The organism is Streptomyces sp. PTL18, assembly GCF_059510295.1.
This window is the reverse complement of the sequence record NZ_JCAJZO010000012.1, coordinates 128,564-150,067: the sequence shown is the minus strand read 5'-3', so window position 1 is coordinate 150,067 and position 21,504 is coordinate 128,564. Positions and strand designations below refer to the sequence as shown.

General features: G+C 69.6%; 7 protein-coding genes and 2 pseudogenes. 7 read left to right on the top strand and 2 right to left on the bottom strand.

The genetic code is table 11. From position 1 onward, the window contains the following. Window positions 1-158: 158 nt before the first annotated feature. The 3 genes from AC5WS8_RS23105 to AC5WS8_RS23095 all read left to right on the top strand — a co-directional run bounded on the left by AC5WS8_RS23105 (window position 159) and on the right by AC5WS8_RS23095 (window position 4,551). The gene (locus tag AC5WS8_RS23105; RefSeq protein ID WP_496105349.1) at window positions 159-458 is read left to right on the top strand and encodes a YciI family protein; all 300 of its coding nucleotides are present in this window, start codon (window positions 159-161) and stop codon (window positions 456-458) included. 737 nt (window positions 459-1,195) lie between these two features. Beyond that, window positions 1,196-1,984: an ABC transporter ATP-binding protein gene (locus tag AC5WS8_RS23100; RefSeq protein WP_496105348.1), complete on the top strand. Its 789-nt coding sequence runs from the start codon at window positions 1,196-1,198 to the stop codon at window positions 1,982-1,984. Then, complete coding sequence (locus tag AC5WS8_RS23095) at window positions 1,981-4,551, top strand: ABC transporter permease (protein WP_496105347.1); 2,571 nt, start codon at window positions 1,981-1,983, stop codon at window positions 4,549-4,551. The genes AC5WS8_RS23100 and AC5WS8_RS23095 overlap by 4 nt, the downstream gene beginning before the upstream one ends. 71 nt (window positions 4,552-4,622) lie before the next feature. On the opposite strand, the pseudogene AC5WS8_RS23090 reads toward AC5WS8_RS23095, so the two are convergent. Further along, window positions 4,623-4,721: pseudogene (locus AC5WS8_RS23090) on the bottom strand (GNAT family N-acetyltransferase); the annotation flags it as partial. 414 nt (window positions 4,722-5,135) lie between these two features. On the opposite strand from AC5WS8_RS23090, the gene mfd reads away from it, so the two are divergent. Beyond that, window positions 5,136-8,726 carry a transcription-repair coupling factor gene (mfd, locus tag AC5WS8_RS23085; RefSeq protein ID WP_496105346.1) on the top strand — a complete coding sequence of 1,197 codons (3,591 nt, stop codon included), beginning with the start codon at window positions 5,136-5,138 and terminating at the stop codon, window positions 8,724-8,726. Between the two features lie 138 nt (window positions 8,727-8,864). Here the strand turns inward: mfd and AC5WS8_RS23080 are convergent. Further along, a pseudogene (locus AC5WS8_RS23080) lies at window positions 8,865-8,930 on the bottom strand (hypothetical protein); the annotation flags it as partial. A gap of 290 nt (window positions 8,931-9,220) precedes the next feature. On the opposite strand from AC5WS8_RS23080, the gene AC5WS8_RS23075 reads away from it, so the two are divergent. The 3 genes from AC5WS8_RS23075 (at window position 9,221) to AC5WS8_RS23065 (ending at window position 21,504) form a co-directional block, all read left to right on the top strand. After that, the gene (locus AC5WS8_RS23075; RefSeq protein WP_496105345.1) at window positions 9,221-9,991 is read left to right on the top strand and encodes an HNH endonuclease family protein; all 771 of its coding nucleotides are present in this window, start codon (window positions 9,221-9,223) and stop codon (window positions 9,989-9,991) included. A gap of 189 nt (window positions 9,992-10,180) precedes the next feature. Further along, entirely contained in the window at window positions 10,181-10,525 is a 345-nt protein-coding gene (locus AC5WS8_RS23070) for a hypothetical protein (RefSeq protein WP_496105344.1), read from the top strand. Between the two features lie 350 nt (window positions 10,526-10,875). Continuing rightward, a complete protein-coding gene (locus tag AC5WS8_RS23065; RefSeq protein WP_496105343.1) occupies window positions 10,876-21,504 on the top strand; it encodes a LamG-like jellyroll fold domain-containing protein in 10,629 nt (3,542 codons plus the stop codon).

The following is a 21,504-nucleotide window of genomic DNA, read 5'->3' as shown; positions in this document are numbered from 1 at the left end:
TTACTCGGGGGAACCGGGCGGCGTAAGCCTTTCGGCAAACTGGCCGGTCGGTATGCGCTTACTACACCGACCTGTGATGTTACCCGTGGTTACACCTGGTCGCGCCGAGGGGCGGGGGTCCGGCGGGCCGACGGGGGCGGGCGGATAGGGTTACGGGCGTGTTCGTACTTGAACTGACCTACACCGCTCCGCTCGAAGCCGTCGACGCCGCCCTGCCGGAGCATGTGGCCTGGCTGGACGAGCAGTACGCCGCAGGTGTCTTCCTCGCCTCCGGCCGCAAGGTCCCGCGCGACGGCGGGATCATCCTGGCCGTCGGCGAGGACCGGGCGGCGATCGAGCGGCTCACGGCGACCGATCCGTTCGTGGCGGCGGGCCTGTGCACGTACCGGATCACCGAGTTCCTGGCGACCGGAACGGCGCCCGCGCTCGCCGCGTACCGGCAGCGGCCGCCCTCCTGAGGCCGATGTGCGCCACCGGCGCAGGTGGGCTACAGTTGATCACGTGCTGGTCGCCGGAACTCCCGGTGCCCGGTGACGCGTTGGTGGTCCAAGGAAAGACGCCCCGCTTCCTGCGGGGAGATGCAGGTGCAAGGCCTGCCCGGCGCTCCGACACGAAGCCCCGTCCCGCGGTATGCGGGACGGGGTTTCGTCGTTCCGGCGCGGCCGTCACGCCGTTACGTCAGCGTCCACTTCTGGTTGCCGCCGCCGTTGCAGGACCACAGGACGAGAGCGGGGCCAAGTCAACGGCTTCGACAGGAGCGCATGTGGTGCGGCCGACAGGGCTCGCCGTGGAAGGTTGACCCTCACGCGACGGAAGGGTGGAGCCTGGGTGCGCCGGAGGATGGAGGCGACCCCGAGAAGAACTCCACCCAGCGGTGGACTGCCCCTAGGGGTTACTCCGTATCAAGGCCCGGGGCCCTCTCGTCCCCCCGGAGGACGAGAGGGCCGGGCCCGTTCCTTAGCCTGGCTTTACGTCGCCGGGGAGCGGCCGGGGCGCACGGGGGTCGCTTCGGCCGCACCGGAGGGGGTGGGGTTTTCCCCAGCGGAAGAAGGGGCCCGGCACCAGCGCGCCGGACCGGGCCCCGGCAGCAGACTGACCGGCGTACTCATCGCGCCGATCGGTCCCGTCGATCGGCCGTACCGATCGGCTCACTCGAGCGCACTGTCGTTCACTGACGAACAAAAGGGGACTCACCATGACATCGGCCGTGACCATTCCCAGGCACGGGGGTACTGGAGGGCGTACGGCCGTTGCCGCGCGGGCTCGGCAGGTCGTGAAGGCGTACGGCGCGGGGGAGACCCGGGTCGTCGCCCTCGACCACGTCGACGTGGACATCGTCCGCGGCCAGTTCACCGCCATCATGGGCCCCTCGGGGTCCGGCAAGTCCACACTGATGCACTGCCTCGCCGGACTCGACACCGTGACCAGCGGCCAGATCTTCCTGGACGAGACCGAGATCACCGGCCTGAAGGACAAGAAGCTCACCCAGCTGCGCCGCGACCGCATCGGCTTCATCTTCCAGGCGTTCAACCTGCTGCCCACACTGAACGCCCTGGAGAACATCACGCTGCCCATGGACATCGCCGGCCGCAAGCCGGACAAGGCGTGGCTGGACCGGGTCGTGGAGACCGTGGGCCTGGCCGGGCGGCTCAAGCACCGGCCCAGCCAGCTCTCCGGCGGCCAGCAGCAGCGCGTCGCCGTGGCCCGGGCCCTGGCCGCCCGGCCCGAGATCATCTTCGGTGACGAACCGACCGGAAACCTGGACTCCCGCGCGGGCGCCGAAGTGCTGGGCTTCCTTCGCCGCTCGGTCGACGAGCTCGGCCAGACGATCGTCATGGTCACGCACGACCCGGTCGCAGCCTCGTACGCCGACCGGGTGCTGTACCTCGCCGACGGCCGGATCGTCGACGAGATGTTCAAGCCGACCGCGGACACCGTCCTGGACCGGATGAAGGACTTCGACGCCCGGGGGCGCACGTCATGACCGTCCTGAAGACCTCGCTGCGCAACTTCTTCGCGCACAAGGGACGCATGGCCCTGTCCGCCGTCGCGGTGCTGCTGTCGGTGGCGTTCGTGTGCGGCACGCTCGTGTTCACCGACACGATGAACACGACGTTCGACAAGCTGTTCGCGGTGACCGCGTCCGACGTGACCGTCTCGCCCAAGGCCGCGAAGAACGACAAGGCCCCGCAGGGCGGCGTGCCCGAGTCGCTGCCGGCCTCTCTGCTGGACCAGGCCCGCAGGGCTCCGGGCGTCAGGTCGGTCGAGGGCGGTGTCAGTTCGCCGAACGTGACCGTCGTGAACGACGACAACGAGAACATGGGCTCCTCGACCGGCGCTCCGACGATCGCCGGGAACTGGACCGGCAACGACCTGAAGTCGATGGACCTCACCTCCGGTCACGCCCCGCGCGGGCCGGCCGAGATGCTGGTCGACGCCGACACCGCGGACAAGCACCACCTGAGGATCGGCGACGAGCTGCGCACCATCGCGCAGACCGGTGACTTCAAGGCGCGGATCGTCGGCATCGCCACCTTCAAGGTGACCAACCCCGGCGCCGCGATCGTCTGGTTCGACACCGCCACCGCCCAGCGGGAACTGCTCGGCAGCACCGGCAGGTTCACGCACCTGGACATCACCGCCGCGTCCGGTGTCTCGGACGAGCAGCTCAAGCAGAACGTGACGCGGGCGCTCGCCGGGACCGGGTCGTACAGGATCCAGACGGCGAAGGAGAACGCCGACGAGAACCGCAAGAGCGTCGGGTCGTTCATGAACGTCATCAAGTACGCCATGCTCGGCTTCGCCGGGATCGCGTTCCTGGTCGGCATCTTCCTGATCATCAACACCTTCTCGATGCTGGTCGCCCAGCGCACCCGCGAGATCGGGCTGATGCGGGCGATCGGCTCCTCGCGCCGCCAGGTCAACCGATCGGTGCTGGTGGAGGCGCTGCTGCTGGGCGTCGTCGGCTCGGTCCTGGGCGTCGGGGCCGGGATCGGCATCGCGATCGCTCTGATGAAGCTCATGGGGTCCGTGGGCATGGACCTGTCCACCCAGGACCTCACGGTCAAGGCGACCACCCCGATCGCCGGACTGGTCCTCGGCGTCGTCGTCACCGTCCTGGCCGCCTATCTGCCGGCCCGCCGCGCCGGCAAGGTCTCCCCGATGGCCGCCCTGCGGGACGCCGGCACCCCGGCCGACGGCAGGGCGGGCCGGGTGCGCGCTCTGGTCGGCCTGGTCCTCACCGGTGCCGGTGCCGCCGCCCTGTACGCGGCGGCGAGCGCCAAGAAGGCGAGCGACGGCTCGCTGGTCCTGGGCGTCGGCGTGGTGCTGACCCTGATCGGCTTCGTGGTCGTCGGCCCGCTGCTGGCGGGCGGAGTGGTCCGGGTGATCAGCGCGGTGCTGCTGCGCATCTTCGGCCCGGTGGGCCGCATGGCCGAGCGCAACGCCCTGCGCAACCCGCGCCGCACCGGCGCCACCGGTGCGGCCCTGATGATCGGCCTCGCGCTGGTCGCCTGCCTCTCGGTGGTCGGCTCCTCGATGGTGGCCTCGGCGACCGAAGAGCTCGACAAGTCGGTCGGCGCGGACTTCATCGTCCAGGGCAACCAGCGGATCGTGCCCCAGGCCGAGAAGGCCATGCAGGACAGCCCGGGACTGGCCCATGTCACCCGTTACAAGGTGCTCGACGCCACCCTGACCGCCCCGGACGGCAGGGCCGACGACACCGGGGTCACGGCCGCGGACCCGTCGTACGCCGAGGACCTGCGCCGTACGACGACGGAGGGCACCCTGTCCGCCGCCTACGGCGACGACGCCATGTCGGTCGGCTCCGACTACGCCAAGAAGCACGGCGTGCACGTCGGCGACACCGTCACCGTCGCCTTCAAGGGCGGACGGACGGCGAAGCTCAAGGTCGCGGCGATCACCAGCGACGACACGTCCCTCGACCGGGGCGCGCGCTACATGAGCATCGCGACCATGGAGAAGTACGTCCCCAAGGACAGGATCCCGCCGAACCAGATCATGTTCGCCAAGGCCAGGGACGGCCGGGAGAAGCAGGCGTACGCGGCCCTGAAGCAGGCGATGAAGCCGTACCCGCAGTACCAGGTGCGCGACCAGACCGACTACAAGAAGGAGCTGAAGGACCAGGTCGGCCAACTGCTCAACATGGTGTACGGCCTGCTCGCCCTCGCGATCGTCGTCGCGGTCCTGGGCGTGGTGAACACGCTGGCCCTGTCGGTGGTGGAGCGGACGCGGGAGATCGGTCTGCTGAGGGCGATCGGCCTCTCCCGCCGCCAGCTGCGCCGCATGATCCGCCTGGAGTCGGTGGTGATCGCCCTCTTCGGTGCCCTGCTGGGTCTCGGCCTGGGCATGGGCTGGGGCGCCACCGCGCAGAAGCTCCTCGCCCTGGAGGGCCTGAACGTCCTGCAGATCCCGTGGGGCACGATCACGACCGTCTTCATCGCCTCGGCCTTCGTGGGCCTGTTCGCGGCCCTGATCCCGGCGTTCCGGGCCGGCCGGATGAACGTGCTGAACGCGATCGCGACGGAGTAGCCGGGAGACGGGGGCCACGGGGACGGGCCGGGTCCGGTGGGGTGCCACCGGACCCGGCCGCTTTCACGACCTCACCGCCGGCCTGCCGGGAACGTCGTCGTGCGGCGCAGGCGGAAGCCGAGCGACTCGTAGTGGCGTATGGCGTCGGTGTTGCCCGCGCCGCCGTGCAGGGCACCGCGCCGGCGCCGGCTGATCCTCCAGGTCCTCCAGTCGCGCCTCCGGCTCGGCGGGCTCCGTCGGGTCGATGAACACGGCAGCCGGCCGGCCGTGATCAGTGGTCGTGATCCGTCGGCGCGCGTGCGCGGTCCGTCGGACCGGTGATCCGAACTGTGCCCGGGCTTCGGTGACGGGGAATGCGGCATCCGTGCTGGGAGGCGTGACACCCGTGCACAGAACCGTACGGAGCGAGGATGCACCGAGACGATCACTCGGAGGGTGAGTCCCACGCCGCTGCCGCCCCTCGGCCGGGGTTGTCCACAGCCCCGACGGCCACGAGCGCGGCGTCGTAGGCTGGACAACCCGGTCCCCGAAATTCTCGCGGCCGGGTGTTCGTGTTGCCCACTCCCGGGACGGGATGCCCCCTCATGAGCCTGCACGGTCTGCTCGACGCCGTCGTCAAGGACGCCGCACTCGCGGAAGCGGTCAAGGCCGCGACCGACGGCAACCGCATGCACGTCGACCTCGTCGGCCCCCCGGCGGCCCGCCCCCTCACCGTGGCCGCCCTGGCCCGGGACGCGGGCAGGCCCGTCCTCGCCGTGACCGCGACCGGCCGCGAGGCCGAGGACCTCGCCGCCGCGCTGCGCTCCCTGCTGCCACCCGACGGCGTCGTGGAGTACCCGTCCTGGGAGACCCTCCCGCACGAGCGCCTCAGCCCCCGCAGCGACACCGTCGGCCGCCGTCTCGCCGTCCTCAGGAGGCTCGCCCACCCGAGCCCCGACGACCCCGAGACCGGCCCCGTCTCCGTCGTCGTCTCCCCCGTCCGCTCCGTGCTCCAGCCCCAGGTCAAGGGCCTCGGAGACCTTGAGCCGGTGTCCCTGAGAGCCGGCCGGAGCGCCGACCTGAACGATGTCGTGGACGCCCTCGCCGCCGCCGCGTACTCCCGCGTGGAACTGGTGGAGAAGCGCGGTGAGTTCGCCGTGCGCGGCGGCATCCTCGACGTCTTCCCGCCCACCGAGGAACACCCCCTGCGCATCGAGTTCTGGGGCGACGACGTGGAGGAGATCCGCTACTTCAAGGTCGCCGACCAGCGCTCCCTGGAGGTCGCCGAGCACGGCCTGTGGGCGCCGCCCTGCCGCGAGCTGCTGCTCACCGACGACGTACGGCAGCGCGCCGCCGCCCTCGCCGAGGACCACCCCGAGCTCGGCGAACTGCTCGGCAAGATCGCCGAGGGCATCGCCGTCGAGGGCATGGAGTCCCTCGCGCCCGTCCTCGTCGACGACATGGAACTGCTGCTCGACGTGCTGCCCGCGGGCGCCATGGCCGTCGTGTGCGACCCGGAGCGGGTGCGCACGCGCGCCGCCGACCTGGTGGCCACCAGCCAGGAGTTCCTGCAGGCGTCCTGGGCCGCGACCGCCGGATCGTGGCGCGCGGGCGAAGCCCGCTCGGCTGAGGGCGGTGGCGGGCCACGGGCGGGAGGCGAGGCTCCCATCGACGTCGGCGCCGCCTCCCTGTGGTCCCTCGCGGACGTCCGGGACCGGGCCCGCGAGCTGGGCATGCCGTGGTGGTCGGTGTCACCGTTCGCCGCCGACGCCGACCTCGACGCGGACACCCTCACGCTCGGCATGCACGCCCCGGAGACCTACCGCGGCGACACCGCGAAGGCACTCGCCGACACCAAGGGCTGGCTCGCCGACGGCTGGCGCACCGTGTTCGTCACCGAGGGCCACGGTCCGGCGGCCCGCACGGTCGAGGTGCTGGGCAACGAGGGCATCGCGGCCCGCCTCGACGCCGACCTCGGGGCGCTGTCCCCGTCGGTCGTGCACGTGGCGTGCGGTTCGATCGAGCACGGCTTCGTGGACCCGGCCCTCAAGCTGGCCGTGCTCACCGAGACCGACCTGTCCGGCCAGCGGACGGCGACCCGCGACGGCGCCCGGATGCCGGCCCGCCGCCGCAAGACGATCGACCCGCTGACCCTGGAGGCGGGCGACTACATCGTCCACGAGCAGCACGGCGTGGGCCGCTACATCGAGATGGTGCAGCGCACGGTCCAGGGCGCCACCCGCGAGTACCTGGTGGTCGAGTACGCCCCGGCCAAGCGCGGCCAGCCCGGCGACCGCCTCTACATCCCGACCGACCAGCTGGAACAGATCACCAAGTACGTCGGCGGCGAGGCCCCGACGCTGCACCGCCTGGGCGGCGCCGACTGGACGAAGACGAAGGCGCGGGCGAAGAAGGCGGTCAAGGAGATCGCCGCGGACCTGATCAAGCTGTACTCCGCACGCATGGCGGCCCCCGGCCACGCCTTCGGCACCGACACACCGTGGCAGCGGGAGCTGGAGGACGCGTTCCCGTACGCGGAGACCCCGGACCAGCTCACCACGATCGCCGAGGTCAAGGACGACATGGAGAAGACGGTCCCGATGGACCGCCTGATCTGCGGCGACGTGGGCTACGGCAAGACGGAGATCGCGGTTCGGGCCGCGTTCAAGGCGGTCCAGGACGGCAAGCAGGTCGCCGTCCTGGTCCCGACGACCCTGCTGGTGCAGCAGCACTTCGGGACGTTCAGCGACCGCTACTCCCAGTTCCCGGTCAACGTGAGGGCCCTGTCCCGTTTCCAGACGGACACGGAGGCCAAGGCGGTCCTGGAGGGCCTGCGCGACGGCTCGGTGGACGTCGTCATCGGCACCCACCGGCTGTTCTCCTCGGAGACCAGGTTCAAGGACCTGGGCCTGGTCGTCGTGGACGAGGAGCAGCGCTTCGGCGTCGAGCACAAGGAGCAGCTGAAGAAGCTGCGCGCCAACGTCGACGTGCTGACGATGTCCGCGACCCCGATCCCCCGGACCCTGGAGATGGCGGTGACGGGCATCCGGGAGATGTCCACCATCACCACCCCGCCGGAGGAGCGGCACCCGGTGCTGACCTTCGTCGGGCCGTACGAGGAGAAGCAGATCGGCGCCGCGATCCGCCGTGAGCTGCTGCGCGAGGGCCAGGTCTTCTACATCCACAACCGGGTGGAGTCCATCGACCGGGCGGCGGCGCGGCTGCGCGAGATCGTCCCCGAGGCGCGGATCGCCACGGCCCACGGCCAGATGTCGGAGCAGGCGCTGGAGCAGGTCGTCGTCGACTTCTGGGAGAAGAAGTTCGACGTGCTGGTCTCCACGACGATCGTCGAGTCCGGCATCGACATCTCCAACGCCAACACGCTGATCGTGGAGCGCGGCGACACCTTCGGCCTGTCCCAGCTGCACCAGCTGCGCGGCCGGGTCGGCCGTGGCCGCGAGCGCGGCTACGCGTACTTCCTGTACCCGCCGGAGAAGCCGCTCACGGAGACCGCCCACGAGCGGCTGGCGACCATCGCCCAGCACACGGAGATGGGCGCGGGCATGTACGTGGCGATGAAGGACCTGGAGATCCGGGGTGCCGGAAACCTCCTGGGCGGCGAGCAGTCCGGCCATATCGCGGGCGTCGGATTCGACCTGTACGTGCGGATGGTCGGCGAGGCGGTCGCGGACTACCGGCGTCAGCTGGAGACCGGCGAGATCGAGGAGGAGGCCGCGCCGCTCGAGGTCAAGATCGAGCTGCCCGTCGACGCCCACGTTCCGCACGACTACGCGCCCGGCGAGCGGCTGCGCCTGCAGGCCTACCGCGCGATCGCCTCGGTGAACTCGGAGGAGGACATCAAGTCCGTCCGCGAGGAACTCGTCGACCGCTACGGCAAGCTGCCCGAACCGGTCGAGAACCTCCTGCTGGTGGCCGGTCTGCGCATGCTCGCCCGTGCCTGCGGTGTCGGCGAGGTCGTCCTGCAGGGCACGAACATCCGCTTCGCACCGGTGGAGCTGAGGGAGTCCCAGGAGCTGCGGCTCAAGCGCCTGTACCCCGGCAGCATCGTCAAGCCGGCCGTCCACCAGGTCCTGGTCCCTCGCCCCAAGACGGCGAAGGTGGGCGGAAAGCCGCTGGTCGGGCGGGAGTTGCTCGGCTGGGTCGGGGAGTTCCTGACGTCGATCCTGGGCTCGTAGGCGTGGGCTCCCGGGGGACGATCGCCTCCCCCGGAGCCCGAACGGCGATCGCCTGGCAGGACCCGTCCCGGTCCGGGAGGCTCCGGTGACGAGGTACGTGCTGACGGCTGCGTCGCCGCATGCCGTGCCGCCTGTCAGGTGGGCGCCGTGTCCGCCGTGGTCGACCGTCACCGGGCGGGCCCGCCGGCCGAGCGCCTCCCACATCCTGAGAGCGCCGAAGTACGGTGCCGCCGGAGCAGCCCGTGGCGAAGACGGTGTGTCATACGGGCAGGGCTCACCGATCTGCCATCCACCCGGCCGTGGCGAACACCCCCCGACCGTAAGGCGGTTGGCCCCTGGCCGACTCGCGCGGAGTCGTTCTCCCCACCGGCGACACGCCCTGCGTGCACCCGTTGCCCCGGCGGGTGGTATGGACATGACTGATCCCCGGCTACCGTGAAACCCGGTAGAACGTGCCCGGCACGGGCCGTACGGCAAAGAAGGGGCGTCACGTGATGCGTCTGAGGGGTGGGGTCGCCACCGTCGCCGTGGTGCTGGCCACCGGTTTCACGCTCGCCGGTTGCAAGGGCGGTGCCGCGCCCGCGGACGGTGGCCCCTCCGGCTCCTCCGTCTCGACCGTCGGCAACGGCCGGGCTGTGAGCCCGCTGGACAATCCGGACGGCACGAAGCCGGGGCTTGCGGCGATCAGTTCGGCGGCGGACAAGGCGAAGGCGCGGTCGTTGATCGGGAAAGTGGCCACGAAGGGACGGGGTCCCAGGACGGGGTACGCCAGGAACGAGTTCGGCTACGCCTGGATGGACTCGGCTCCGGGCGGTATCCCCTTCTCTCACAACGGCTGTGACTCGCGGAACGATCTCTTGAAGCGCGATGGTGAGAAGGTCCGCTTCCGGGCCGGTTCGAACTGCGTCGTCACCTCCATGACGCTGCACGACCCGTACACCGGCAAGACCATCGAGTGGACCAAGTCCCACGCCACGACGGTGCAGATAGACCACGTCATGCCGCTCTCCTACGACTGGCAGATGGGCGCCGCGCACTGGACCAAGGGCAAGCGCGAGGACATCGCCAACGACCCGCTCAACCTGATCCCGGTGGACGGACCCAGCAACGGCGCGAAGGGCGACTCCGGACCGGCGACCTGGCTGCCTCCGAACCAGCAGATCCGCTGCGCCTACTCGGTGCGTTTCGCCCAGGTGTCGCTGAAGTACGACCTTCCCGTGACGGCGGCCGACAAGCAGATGATGCTGCGGCAGTGCGGCGGGTGACGCTGCGGCAGTGCGGCGGCTGTTGCTGCGGGCAGTGCGGCGGGTGAGGCAGCGGTCTCGCGGCCGGCTGCCCCTGGTCGTCGTCGTCATGACCCGGCCGGGGAGGTACCGTACGGCGTCCCGTCCGTGTTCGTGTACGTGGACGGGCCTCCACGTAGACATGATCCCGAGAGACGAAGGTGAACGGCCGTGAAGCAGGAGATGGGCGCCGCGCGCGCGACTGAAGCGGTGACAGGCACCGTGCCCGGGCTGCTGTTCCGGGCGGCGCTGGCGGTCGTCCCCCTGGTGAGTCTGGGAATGCTGGGTGCCGTGCCCTCGCTTGTGCTCGCCTTCCGGCGGGGCACGCGCGCCGACTGGCTGGCGGCGTCGGTCTTCAGCGTGGTGAACGTGGCATGGCTGTTCCAGGCCGTGCTCACACCGGTGGACACCCACGGCCTGCAGTACGCCGCCGACGTCCTGCTGCTGTTCGCCTCCACGCTCGGAGCGGCGCTGCACTGTCTGCTCGTCAGGCCCTCGGGCGGCGACGCACGATGAGGACCCGGTGTGGTCGGCGGCGGGCACGGCGGAGAGCGTCCCCGTCGCCGAGCCCGGCGAAAGTCTCAAGGAGACGATGACGCAAGCGATCAGACGGGCCGTGCGCGCGCCCAACGCGTGAACTGCGGCTCGGGTTCCGGTTGGTTGATAAAGATCGGCTAACGTTGCCGATCTCATGTAGAACCTTTGCGTGCTCTTGGGGCAGGCTTGCGAAGCTTTTGTCGGCTCGTGAGTAAAGGCTGCCCATGCGTGTGCGCTGGGTCCGCAGTCCTCGCTTGTTCCCGCCGGGTGGTACCGGCAGGCGCAGAGCGAGGGCTACGGCACTTTCTGTTCTTGTCTCCCTCTCCTTCATGCTCACCACCGAGACGGCGGAAGCCACCGGTGCCACGCTGTCGCCGCTGAGCATGCCCGAGTTGTCCCTGTCCGGTTTGTGGAGGTGGGCCACCGAGTCCCCGCTGGACACCCCGGATCAGGAAGGTGGCACCGCCCGCGGCAAGAGCCACCGCGCCTCCTCCGAGGCGACCGACGCCGACCGCGGCGTCGGCCGCAGGCCCGGCAAGGGCAAGGGTGAGCTCGACCCGTACAAGCGCCCCGTCGAGAAGGCCGGGAAGGTCACGACCGGCCCTGCCAGGGGCACGGCGAAGAGCTTCGACCCCCGCACCAGCAGGCGCAACGCCAAGAAGTCCACGGCCACGTCGGACTACTACGTCAACACCGACGGCTCCGTCACGATCCGCCACTACAGCGGTCGTACCAACTTCAAGGCGGCCGACGGCAGCTGGAAGCCGATCGACACCAGCCTGGTCACGGGCGAGGACGGCCGGTTCGAGCAGAAGGCCAACTCCCTCGGCGTCGCGTTCGCCCCGAACGCCGCCGACGAGCAGCTGGCCTCCGTCGACTTCGGCGCCGGCCGGTCCCTGACGTACGCGCTGCGCGGCGCGGGCAAGGCGGCGGCGACCGAGGACGAGAGCGGCAGGGTCGTCTACGACGGCGCGCTGCCCGAGACGGACGTCCAGCTCGTCCCGATCGCCGACGGCTTCAAGGAGAACCTGGTCCTGCGCTCCCGCGACGCGGCCGACTCCTGGCTCTTCCCGCTCGACGCCAAGGGCCTCACCCCGCGTCTCGCCGAGGACGGCGACGTGGAGTTCACCGATGCCGACGGCAAGGTGACCGCCACCATCCCGCACGCCTACATGGAGGACTCCCGGATCGACCGGCGCTCCGGCGAGGGCACCCGCTCCGGGAAGGTCTCCTACCAGCTGACCACCGTGGACGGCGAGCCGGCGCTGCGGATGACCGCCGACCGGGCGTGGCTGGACGACCCGAAGCGGGTCTACCCGGTCACCGTCGACCCGACGACGGTCCTCGCGAGCGAGGCGACGTACGTCGAGAACGACTACAGCGCCAACCGCTCCGCCGAGACCCAGATCAAGGTCGGCTCCTACGACGCGGGCACCACGAAGGCCAACTCCTTCCTGCAGTTCTCGTCACTCGGCACGACGCTCGCCGGCCAGAAGGTCTCCGCGGCGACCCTGAACGTTTGGGCGCTGTGGTCCTCGACCTGCACCGCTGAGCCGTTCTCCGTGTACCCGGTGACCCAGTCGTGGTCGCCGACCACGACCACCACCTACCCCGGTCCGTCGTACGGCTCCGCCATCGGCTCCGCCACCGTCAATCCCGGTGCTTCCTGCACCAACACGAGCGGCAGCGCCAGCGTCGGCGTGAAGATGCCGGTGACGCTGTCGACGTCCTGGTTCACCCAGGTGGCCACCGGCGGTGCCAACCGTGGTCTGGCGCTCGCGGCGCCGACGAACGACAACCTGCACTGGAAGAAGTTCCACTCCGACGACTCGGTCACGGCGAGCTGGCGCCCGTCGCTGGACCTGACCTACGCGCCCAACACCAAGCCGCAGGTCAACGCGCAGTACCCGCCGGAGAACTTCCAGGCCCACACCCTCCAGCCGGAGCTGCTGGTCTATGCGAGCGACGCGGACAAGTGGCCGAACGCGGCTCTGACGTACACCTTCGAGGTCTACGACGCCGACTCCGGCAGCACCACGCCGGTGGCCACCTCCGGCGCGATGTCCAGGAGCAGCTGGAAGATCCCCGCGGGCAAACTCACCTGGTCCAAGAACTACGTCTGGTACGTGGGGGTGAGCGACGGCTACGACGAGGTGACGTACTCCAGCCGCTTCACCACCGCCGTGCCGCAGCCGCCGGTGACCTCGGGCCTGGCCCAGAACACCGACGGCCACGACTTCGACCCGTCCGAGGCGAACTACACCACGGACGACAGCGACGCGGACGTGGAGGTGGTCGGTCCCTCGCTGGAGATCGACCGCTCGTACAACAGCATCGACCCGCGGATCGACAGCGCCTTCGGCGCCGGCTGGTCGACGGTCGTCGACATGAAGGCGGCCGAGGACAAGGACCCGTCGGGCACGGTCACCAGCGTGATCGTCACCTACCCGGGCGGTGAGCAGGTCGCCTTCGGCCGCAACAGCGACGGAACGTTTCAGCCTCCGCTGGGGCGCTACGCCCGTCTGCAGTCGGTGAGCGGCGGCTACACGCTGACGGACAAGGACTTCACGGAGTACGCCTTCAAGCAGGCGACCGCGAAGGCCGGTATCTACGCGATATCCAGCATCAAGGACTACGCGGGCCGCACCGAGACGTTCACCTACAACACGTCCGAGCAGCTGACCAAGATCACCAACGAGACGTCCAAGCGCTCGCTGGGCATGACCTGGCAGACCCCGACCGGAGCCACCACCGCGCACGTCGCGACGGTCTTCACCGACCCCGCCACGGCCGGCGACTCCAGCACCGTGCAGACCTGGCAGTACAGCTACTCGGGTGACCAGCTGACCAAGGTCTGCCCGCCGGCCGACTGGGCGCACTGCACCTCGTACACGTACGCCACCGGCAACCACTACCGCACCACGGTGCTGGACGCCGACCCGTACGCGTACTGGCGGCTGGGTGAGGCCGCAGGTGCGACCGTCGCCAAGGACGCGGTCGACACCAACCAGGGCCGCTACAACGGCCTGTACCACAACGTGACCCTGGGCGGCTCGTCCGTGCTCGCGGGCTCCACGCAGACCACGGCCACGTTCAACGGCACCACGTCGTACGTGGAGATGCCGTCCGCGCCGGGGGCGACGCCGTCGTACATGACGGTGTCGCTGTGGTTCAGGACCACCACGGCGGGAGGCGTGCTGTTCTACTACGGCGACAAGCCGCTGAGCGATGCCGACCCGGCGAACAACACGACGAAGAACACCCCCGCGGTGTACGTCGGCACCGACGGCAAACTGCGCGGCTGCCTGGCCATGTCACCCAGCTGCAGCCCCAACATCGTCTCCGGCGCCACCGTCACCGACGGCCAGTGGCACAACGCCGTCCTCACCGGTCAGGCCACCAGCCAGACCCTGTACCTCGACGGTGTGGCCCAGGGCTCCCTCTCCGGCACCATCAACGACTGGAACCAGCCCTACATCTCGCTCGGCGCGGGCGTCAACACCCAGGGCTGGCCGGCGATGAACCCCAACGACCAGCTCGGGCACTACACCGGCCAGATGGCGGAGGTCGCCATCTACTCCGAGCCTCTCGACCCGTCGGTGATCACGGCGCAGTACCAGGCCGCCAAGCGGTCCGCCGGTCTGCTCAGCAGGGTCACCACACCGGGCCTGAAGACCCAGTCCCAGGTCGTCTACAGCACCACCGACGACCTGGTCACGCAGGCCACGGACGGCGACGGCGGCACCTGGAAGCTCAACCCGCCCACCGTCACCGGCTCCTCGCAGGTCTACCGCTCCGCCGTGATGGGCTCCGCGCCCACCGGCTACTGGCGGCTGGCCGACACCCAGGGCGCCGCGCAGGCCGCCAACGAGATCCACACCGGCTTTGGTACCTACAGCACCGTCACCCAGGGCGTCACGGGCCCCTTCGGTACCGGTGACGTCACCGCCGCGTCCTTCAACGGCACGTCCTCCTACGCCGAGATCCCGTTCACCCCGTGGCATGGCTCCTCCTCGCGCGCCGTCGAGCTGTGGTTCAAGACCGGCAGCCCCGGCGTGATCATGTCCGACCAGTCGCAGCCGCCCACCCTCGCCACTCCGTCCGGCACCTGGAACCCGCTGCTGTACGTGGGCGCCGACGGCAAGCTGCACGGTCACTGGTGGAGCGTCTCGGGCTCCGGCGGCACCGCCTTCGGGTCCACGGGCACCGTCGACGACAACCAGTGGCACCACGCGGTCCTGTCCGCCTCGGGGACGACCCAGACGCTGTACCTCGACGGCACCAGGCAGGCCGATTTCAGCGGACAGGCGGGCGACCAGTCCAACACCCGCACCTTCGTCGGCGCGGGCTTCGGCAAGTACTGGTACCAGTCCCCGGGTGACGTCAGCTTCTTCAACGGCTCGATCGCCGAGGTCGCGGCCTACGACCACGCCCTGAGCGCGGACGACGTCGAGCAGCACTGGTCGGCGTACAAGGCGTCCTCGGGCGTCGCGCCGGTGCGCACGGTGACGCTCACCGACCCGACCGACAAGACGCTGACGTACGTCTACGACGCGGAGATGAGCAATCGTCTGCTGGCCGCGATCGACACCAACGGCCGGCGGACCACCTACGGCTACGACACGGGCGGCTTCCTGCACACCGTGACCGACGCCAACGGCAACCGGAGCACCACCGGGCACGACGTCCGCGGCAACACGGTCTCCCAGACCGACTGCCAGGACACGGCCGCGAACAAGTGCGCCACCGAGTACTACACGTACTACCCGGACGCGACCACCGCGTTCCCGCCGATGGACCCCCGCAACGACCTGCTCCTGACCGAGCGGGACGCCCGGTCCGCGTCCGCCACGGACAACACCTACCTGACCAGCTACACCTACGACAGCGGCGGCAACCTGCTGTCGGTGACCAGCCCGCCGGTGGCCGGCCATCCGAACGGCCGCACCGCCACCACCGCCTACACCACCTCCTCGACCCCGGCGGCCGAGGGCGGCACGGCGGTGGCGCCCGCGGGTCTGGTCGACACGGTGACGACACCGGGCGGCAGGACGACGAAGTACGCCTACTTCGCCGACGGAGACCTGGCCCAGGTCACGGACGCCAACGGCGCCGAGATCGAGTACACCTACGACAACCTGGGACGGAAGACGGCGCAGACCGAGATATCGGACGCCGACGCGGACGGTCTGACCACGACCTGGTCGTACGACAAGAACGACCAGGTGATCACCGAGACCGACCCGTCGGTCACCAACCGCGTCACCGGGGCGGTGCACCAGGCGCACACGACCACGGCCTACGACTACGACGGCGATGTCACCTCCCAGACCGTCTCCGACCTCACCGGCGGTGACACCTCGCGGACGACGTCGATGACGTACGACGCCCACAACCGCGTCGCCACACGGACCGACCCGGGCGGCGACGTCACGTCGTTCGAGTACGACGTCTACGGCAACAAGGTGAAGGAAACCGACCCCGAGGGGAACGTCAACACCTACACCTACGACGCCGAGGGTCGGCAGCTCACCAGCAACCTGGTCAACTACACCGGCGACCCAAACAGCCCCTCGTCGCCCACCACGCTGGTCCAGGAGTCCCGGGCGTACGACCCGGCGGGCCGGCTCGCGTCGATCACCGACGCGATGGGCTGGGTGACCGAGTACACCTACACCGACGACGGCCTGGCGGCCACGGTCACCCGCAAGGACCCGGCCGGCGGCAAGCAGTTCGTGGAGGAGTCCAACACCTACGACATGGCCGGGAACCTGACCAAGCAGGTGACCAACGACGGCCGGACCACCACCACGTTCGCAGTGGACGCGGACGACCGCGTCACGTCCTCGGTGCTCGACCCGACCGGGGCCAACCGCTCCACGAAGGTCTCCTACGACCCGGACGACAATGTCGTCAGCGAGACGGAGACCGACCCGGCGACCGGCGACGTCAGCACCTCGGACACGCTGTACGACAACCTGGGCAACGTCACCGCGACCACCGTGCACGACGGCACCACCGCTCCGGTGGCGCGCTGGAAGCTGTCGGAGTCCAGCGGTCCCACGGCCGACGACTCCTCCGGCGGCAACCGCAAGGTGACGCTGGGCAGCGCCGTCACCCGCTCCACCGAGCACGGCGGCTCCGCGGTCTTCAACGGCACCACCGGCGCCTACGGCCAGGCCGACGGTCCGGCAGTGAACACCAGCGGCAGCTTCACCGTCTCGGCCTGGGTCAAGCTCGGCTCGACGAGCGCGAACAGCACCTTCCTCGCGCAGGACGGCAAGGTGGCCAGCGGCTTCCAGCTGTACTACTCCACGGCGTACGGCTGGACCTTCAACCGCCACGGCTCGGACATCAGCGGCGCGTCGACCATCCGGACCTACTCCGGCACGTCGGCGGTGACGAGCGGTACCTGGACCCACCTCACCGGTGTCTACGACCAGGCGACCGCGTCGCTGAAGCTGTACGTCAACGGCTCCCAGTCCGGGACCACGACCGCCTTCACCTCCCCCTGGGAGGCCACCGGCCCGCTGCAGATCGGACGACGGCTCTACAACGGGACGTACGCCGAGAACGCCGACGGCTCGATCGCCGACGTCCAGATCTACGGTGAGGCACTGACCGCCTCGCAGGTGTCGTCGCTGTACGACGGCACCCTGCCGGCGGCCGGCAGCTCGATCAGGTCCACCACGTGGAAGCTGGACCAGCGCGGCCTGCCCGTGTCGATGACCGACCCCAACGGCAACACCACCGACTACGGGTACGACGAGGCCGCCCAGCAGACCACCGTCACCGAGCCGGTCGTCAACGCCGAGACGAACGGCGGCACCGCCACGGCCGTCCGCCCCATCTCGATGACGGGGTACAACACGTTCGGTGAGGTGACCGAGACCTCCGACCCGACCGGCAACGTCACGGTCACCGCCTACGACGCCGAGGGCCAGGAGACCTCGACGAGGCTGCCGGACTACACCCCGCCGGGCTCCTCGACGCCGATCACGGCCACCTCCTGGAACGAGTACAACAAGCTCGGCCAGGTCACGGCGGAGGTCGACCCGCTGGGCAACCGGACGACGTACACGTACACGCAGCTCGGCGACGTGGCCTCCGTCACGGAGCCGGGCGGCGACAAGTCGACGTTCGTGTACGACACCAACGGCGACCTGCTGTCGACCACCCGCCCGAACGGCGCCCGGGAGGAGTCCACCTGGGACTACCTCGGCAACGAGCTGACCAGCACGGACATCGTGCGCCAGCCGACCCAGCGGGCCTACACGGCGATCAACGAGTACAACGCGCCCGGCGGTGACCTGTCCCGGCGGGTCAGCCCGACGGGTGTGGCGGAGTCGTACCAGTACAACGCTCTCGGCGAGGTCACCGAGGCGACCGACCCCGCGGGCAACGTGTCGACGTTCACCTACAACATGGACGGCCAGGTCCTCACCGCGAAGGACCCCGACGGCACCAGCACCAAGAACACCTACGACGGTTACGGCCAACTGGTCACCACCCAGGACCTGGACGCGCAGGGCGCGGTGCTGCGCACCAGCCGCTCCACGTACGACCGTGCGGGCAACCCGCTGTCGGTGACCGACTACCGGGGCCACACCACCACGTTCACCGTGGACCCCACGGGCCTGGTCACCAAGGCGGTGGAGCCGGTCTCCGCGACCGAGTCGATCACCACGACCTACGGCTACGACGCGGCGGGCAACCGCACACGCTTCACCGACGGCCGCGGCAACCCGTTCATCACCACCTACAACACCTGGGGGATGCCCGAGTCACTGATCGAGCCGTCCACCCCGGCCCACCCGGACCTGGCGGACCGCACGTTCACCACGGTGTACGACGCGAACGGGCGGGTGAAGGAGCAGCGCTCCCCGGGCGGTGTGGTCGTCACCAACGAGTACGACGCCAAGAGCCGGCTGACGAGGACCACCGGCACGGGTGCGGAGGCCGCCACGGTCGACCACACCTACGCGTACGACTCCGACGACCGCGTCACGGCCGTCGCGGGTGCGGACACGGATCTGAACACCTTCAGTTACGACGACCGCGGTCTGCTGCTGTCGACGTCCGGCCCGTCGGGCACCTCGTCCTTCGCCTACAACGGCGACGGCGCGATGACGTCCCGCACGGACGCGTCGGGCACGTCGACCTACGGCTACGACACGGCCGGCCGGCTCAAGACGGTCGACGACGGGGCCACCGGCTCCACGCTGACCTACACCTACGACGTCAACAACAACGTCAAGCAGGTCGACTACGGCACCGCCAAGTCCAAGCGGGAGTTCTCCTACGACGCCCTGGACCGGATCACCAACGACAAGCTGACCTCGCCCACCGGCAAGGTCCTCGCCTCCCTCTCCTACGGATGGGACGAGAACGACAACCTGACGTCGAAGACGACGACGGGTGTCGCGGGCGCGTCCAGCAACACGTACACGTACGACTGGGCGAACCGGCTGACCTCCTGGAACAACGGCACGACGACGGAGACCTACGGCTACGACGCCTCGGGCAACCGCACCCGCGCCGGCGGCGACACGTACACGTACGACGCCCGGAACCGGCTCACGTCGGACGGGCACAACTCGTACACGTACACCGCGCGCGGCACGCTGAAGACGATCACGGACGAGAGCGGGACACAGACCTCGCTCAAGGCCGACGCCTTCAACCGCGTGATTAACGAGGGTGACCGGACGTACACCTACGACGGTCTGGACCGTGTCCTGAGCGCCAAGGACGGCACGGGTTCCGACGTCTTCTCGTTCAAGTACAGCGGTGTGGGCAACGACGTGGCGTCGGACGGTGCGACGTCCTACAGCCGCGACGCCGACGGCTCGCTGCTGGGCGTGAAGACGGCCCTCTCGTCGGTGCTGGCGCTGACGGACATCCACGACGACGTGGTGGCCCAGTTCACCGACTCCGCGGAGGCGCTGACCGGGTCGGCGACGTACACGCCGTTCGGCAAGACGTCCTCGGCGGCCGGGATGCTGGGCAACCTGGGCTACCAGTCCGGGTGGACCGACCCGCAGACGGCCAGGGTCAACATGGCCGCGCGCTGGTACTCGCCGCAGACCGGGCAGTTCAACAGCCGTGACACGGTGAGCAACGACCCACTGCCGGACTCGGTGAACGCCAACCAGTACGCCTACGCCAACGACAACCCGATGACGGGCACCGACCCGACGGGTCACTGGTTCGGGTTCATCAAGAAGGCCATCAAGAAGGTCACCAAGAAGGTCAAGAAGGTCGCGAAGTCGGCCTGGAAGAAGACCAAGAGCACCGTCAAGCGCGCCGCGAAGGCCGTCCGCAAGGCCGCCAAGAAGATCAAGAAGGCGGTCAAGAAGGTGGTCCGCAAGGCCCGCCGGGTGGTCCGCAAGGCCGTGCACTATGTGCACGACAGCGTCAAAAAGATCAAGAGATACGTCAAACGCACCTATAAACGCGTCAAGAGGTACGTCCACAAGGTCGTCCAGCACGTCAAGAGAACCGTCCGCAAGGTCGCCAAGGCCGTCAAGAGCGGCGTCTCCAAGGCCGTCAAGGCAGCCAAGAGTGCCGTCAAGAAGATCGGCAGAGGCGTCAAGAAGGCGGTCAAGGCCACGGCCAACTACGTGAAGCAGCACGCCGCGACCATCGCCGCGGTGGCGACGGGCGTGGTGGTCTTCGCGGGCTGCACGGCCGCCAGCTGGGGCGTGGGCGCGGTCGGCTGCGCGGCTCTGGCCGGCGCCGCCGCCAACGCCGTCGGCTACATGATGAGCGACGGTCCCAAGTCCGTCGGGGGCTTCGTCGGGGCGGTCGCCATCGGTGCCGTGACCGGTGCCCTGGGCGGCGCGGCAGGCGGTGCGGCCTCCGGCGCGGTGGGCCGCCTGCTCGCCGGTGTCGGCGGCAAGGTGCTGCAGGGCGCGGCCATGGGTGCCGCGGGCGGAGCCGCGGAAGGCGCGGTGAGCTACGGCGTCACCTGCGGGATGAGCGAGGAGGGCTGCAGCGCGAGCGGTGCGGCCAAGGCGACTGCCACGGGCGCCGTCACGGGCGGCATCTTCGGCGCGGCGGCCAGCAAGTTCGGCCGCAAGGGCTGCACCCCGCACAGCTTCACCGGCTCCACCGGCGTGCTGATGGCGAACGCGATCGCCAAGCCGATCTCCCAGGTGAAGGTCGGGGACTGGGTCCTGACCGCCGAGCCCGGCAAGAAGACGAAGGAGAAACACCGGGTCAAGGCGGTGATCGTCACCAAGACCGACCGTGACTACGTCGATGTCGTCGTGGCCACCAAGTCAGGTCCGAAGACGATCCAGACCACCAAGCACCACCAGTTCTACGAGGTCAGCCACAACGCCTGGACCCAGGCCGGCGACCTGAAGAAGGGCTACAAGCTCCAGAACGGCGACGGCGGCTCGACCGGCATCCTCGATGTCAAGGCGTACACGGCACAGCGCGTCACGTACGACCTGACCATCGACGGTCTGCACACCTACCAGGTGGCGGCCGGTGCATCCGACGTCGTCCTCGTCCACAACAACGACGGCGACGCCTGTCCGATCGCAGCGGGGCCGCGATTCGAGGTGGGCTCCGATGGCACTGTGACGGACTTGCAGCCACAGCCCATGCCGAAGAACAGGTACAACCGGAAGCGTGACTACGGCGGCGCGCAGACCCGAGGCCCTGCGGGGCGCGCTGCTCGCGCGGCCGGTGAGGGTCAGCGGTGCCTGGACTGTGGGGAGGTGATGATCTCGGGGACCCCTACCCAGCCTGTTCCTGAGCATGATCCGGAGCTCGGTATTCACTACTACTTCCGCGATGGATGGCAGATGACGAATGCTGAGCGGCGGGAGTATGCCAGGAACCTGGGTATCAACGGGGTGAGATGCCGACGATGCCAGAGCAGTCAGGGCGGTAGGTTGTCCGGGGCCCTGACAAGACTGGCAGAGGCCTTCGGAATGGAAAGGTGA

What these genes read in the sequence shown, in the direction of transcription:
- AC5WS8_RS23100 (WP_496105348.1), top strand. Translation starts at nt 1,196, where the DNA reads ATGACATCGGCCGTGACCATTCCCAGGCACGGGGGTACTGGAGGGCGT.
- AC5WS8_RS23095 (WP_496105347.1), top strand. Translation starts at nt 1,981, where the DNA reads ATGACCGTCCTGAAGACCTCGCTGCGCAACTTCTTCGCGCACAAGGGA.
- mfd (WP_496105346.1), top strand. Translation starts at nt 5,136, where the DNA reads ATGAGCCTGCACGGTCTGCTCGACGCCGTCGTCAAGGACGCCGCACTC.
- AC5WS8_RS23075 (WP_496105345.1), top strand. Translation starts at nt 9,221, where the DNA reads ATGCGTCTGAGGGGTGGGGTCGCCACCGTCGCCGTGGTGCTGGCCACC.
- AC5WS8_RS23065 (WP_496105343.1), top strand. Translation starts at nt 10,876, where the DNA reads ATGCTCACCACCGAGACGGCGGAAGCCACCGGTGCCACGCTGTCGCCG.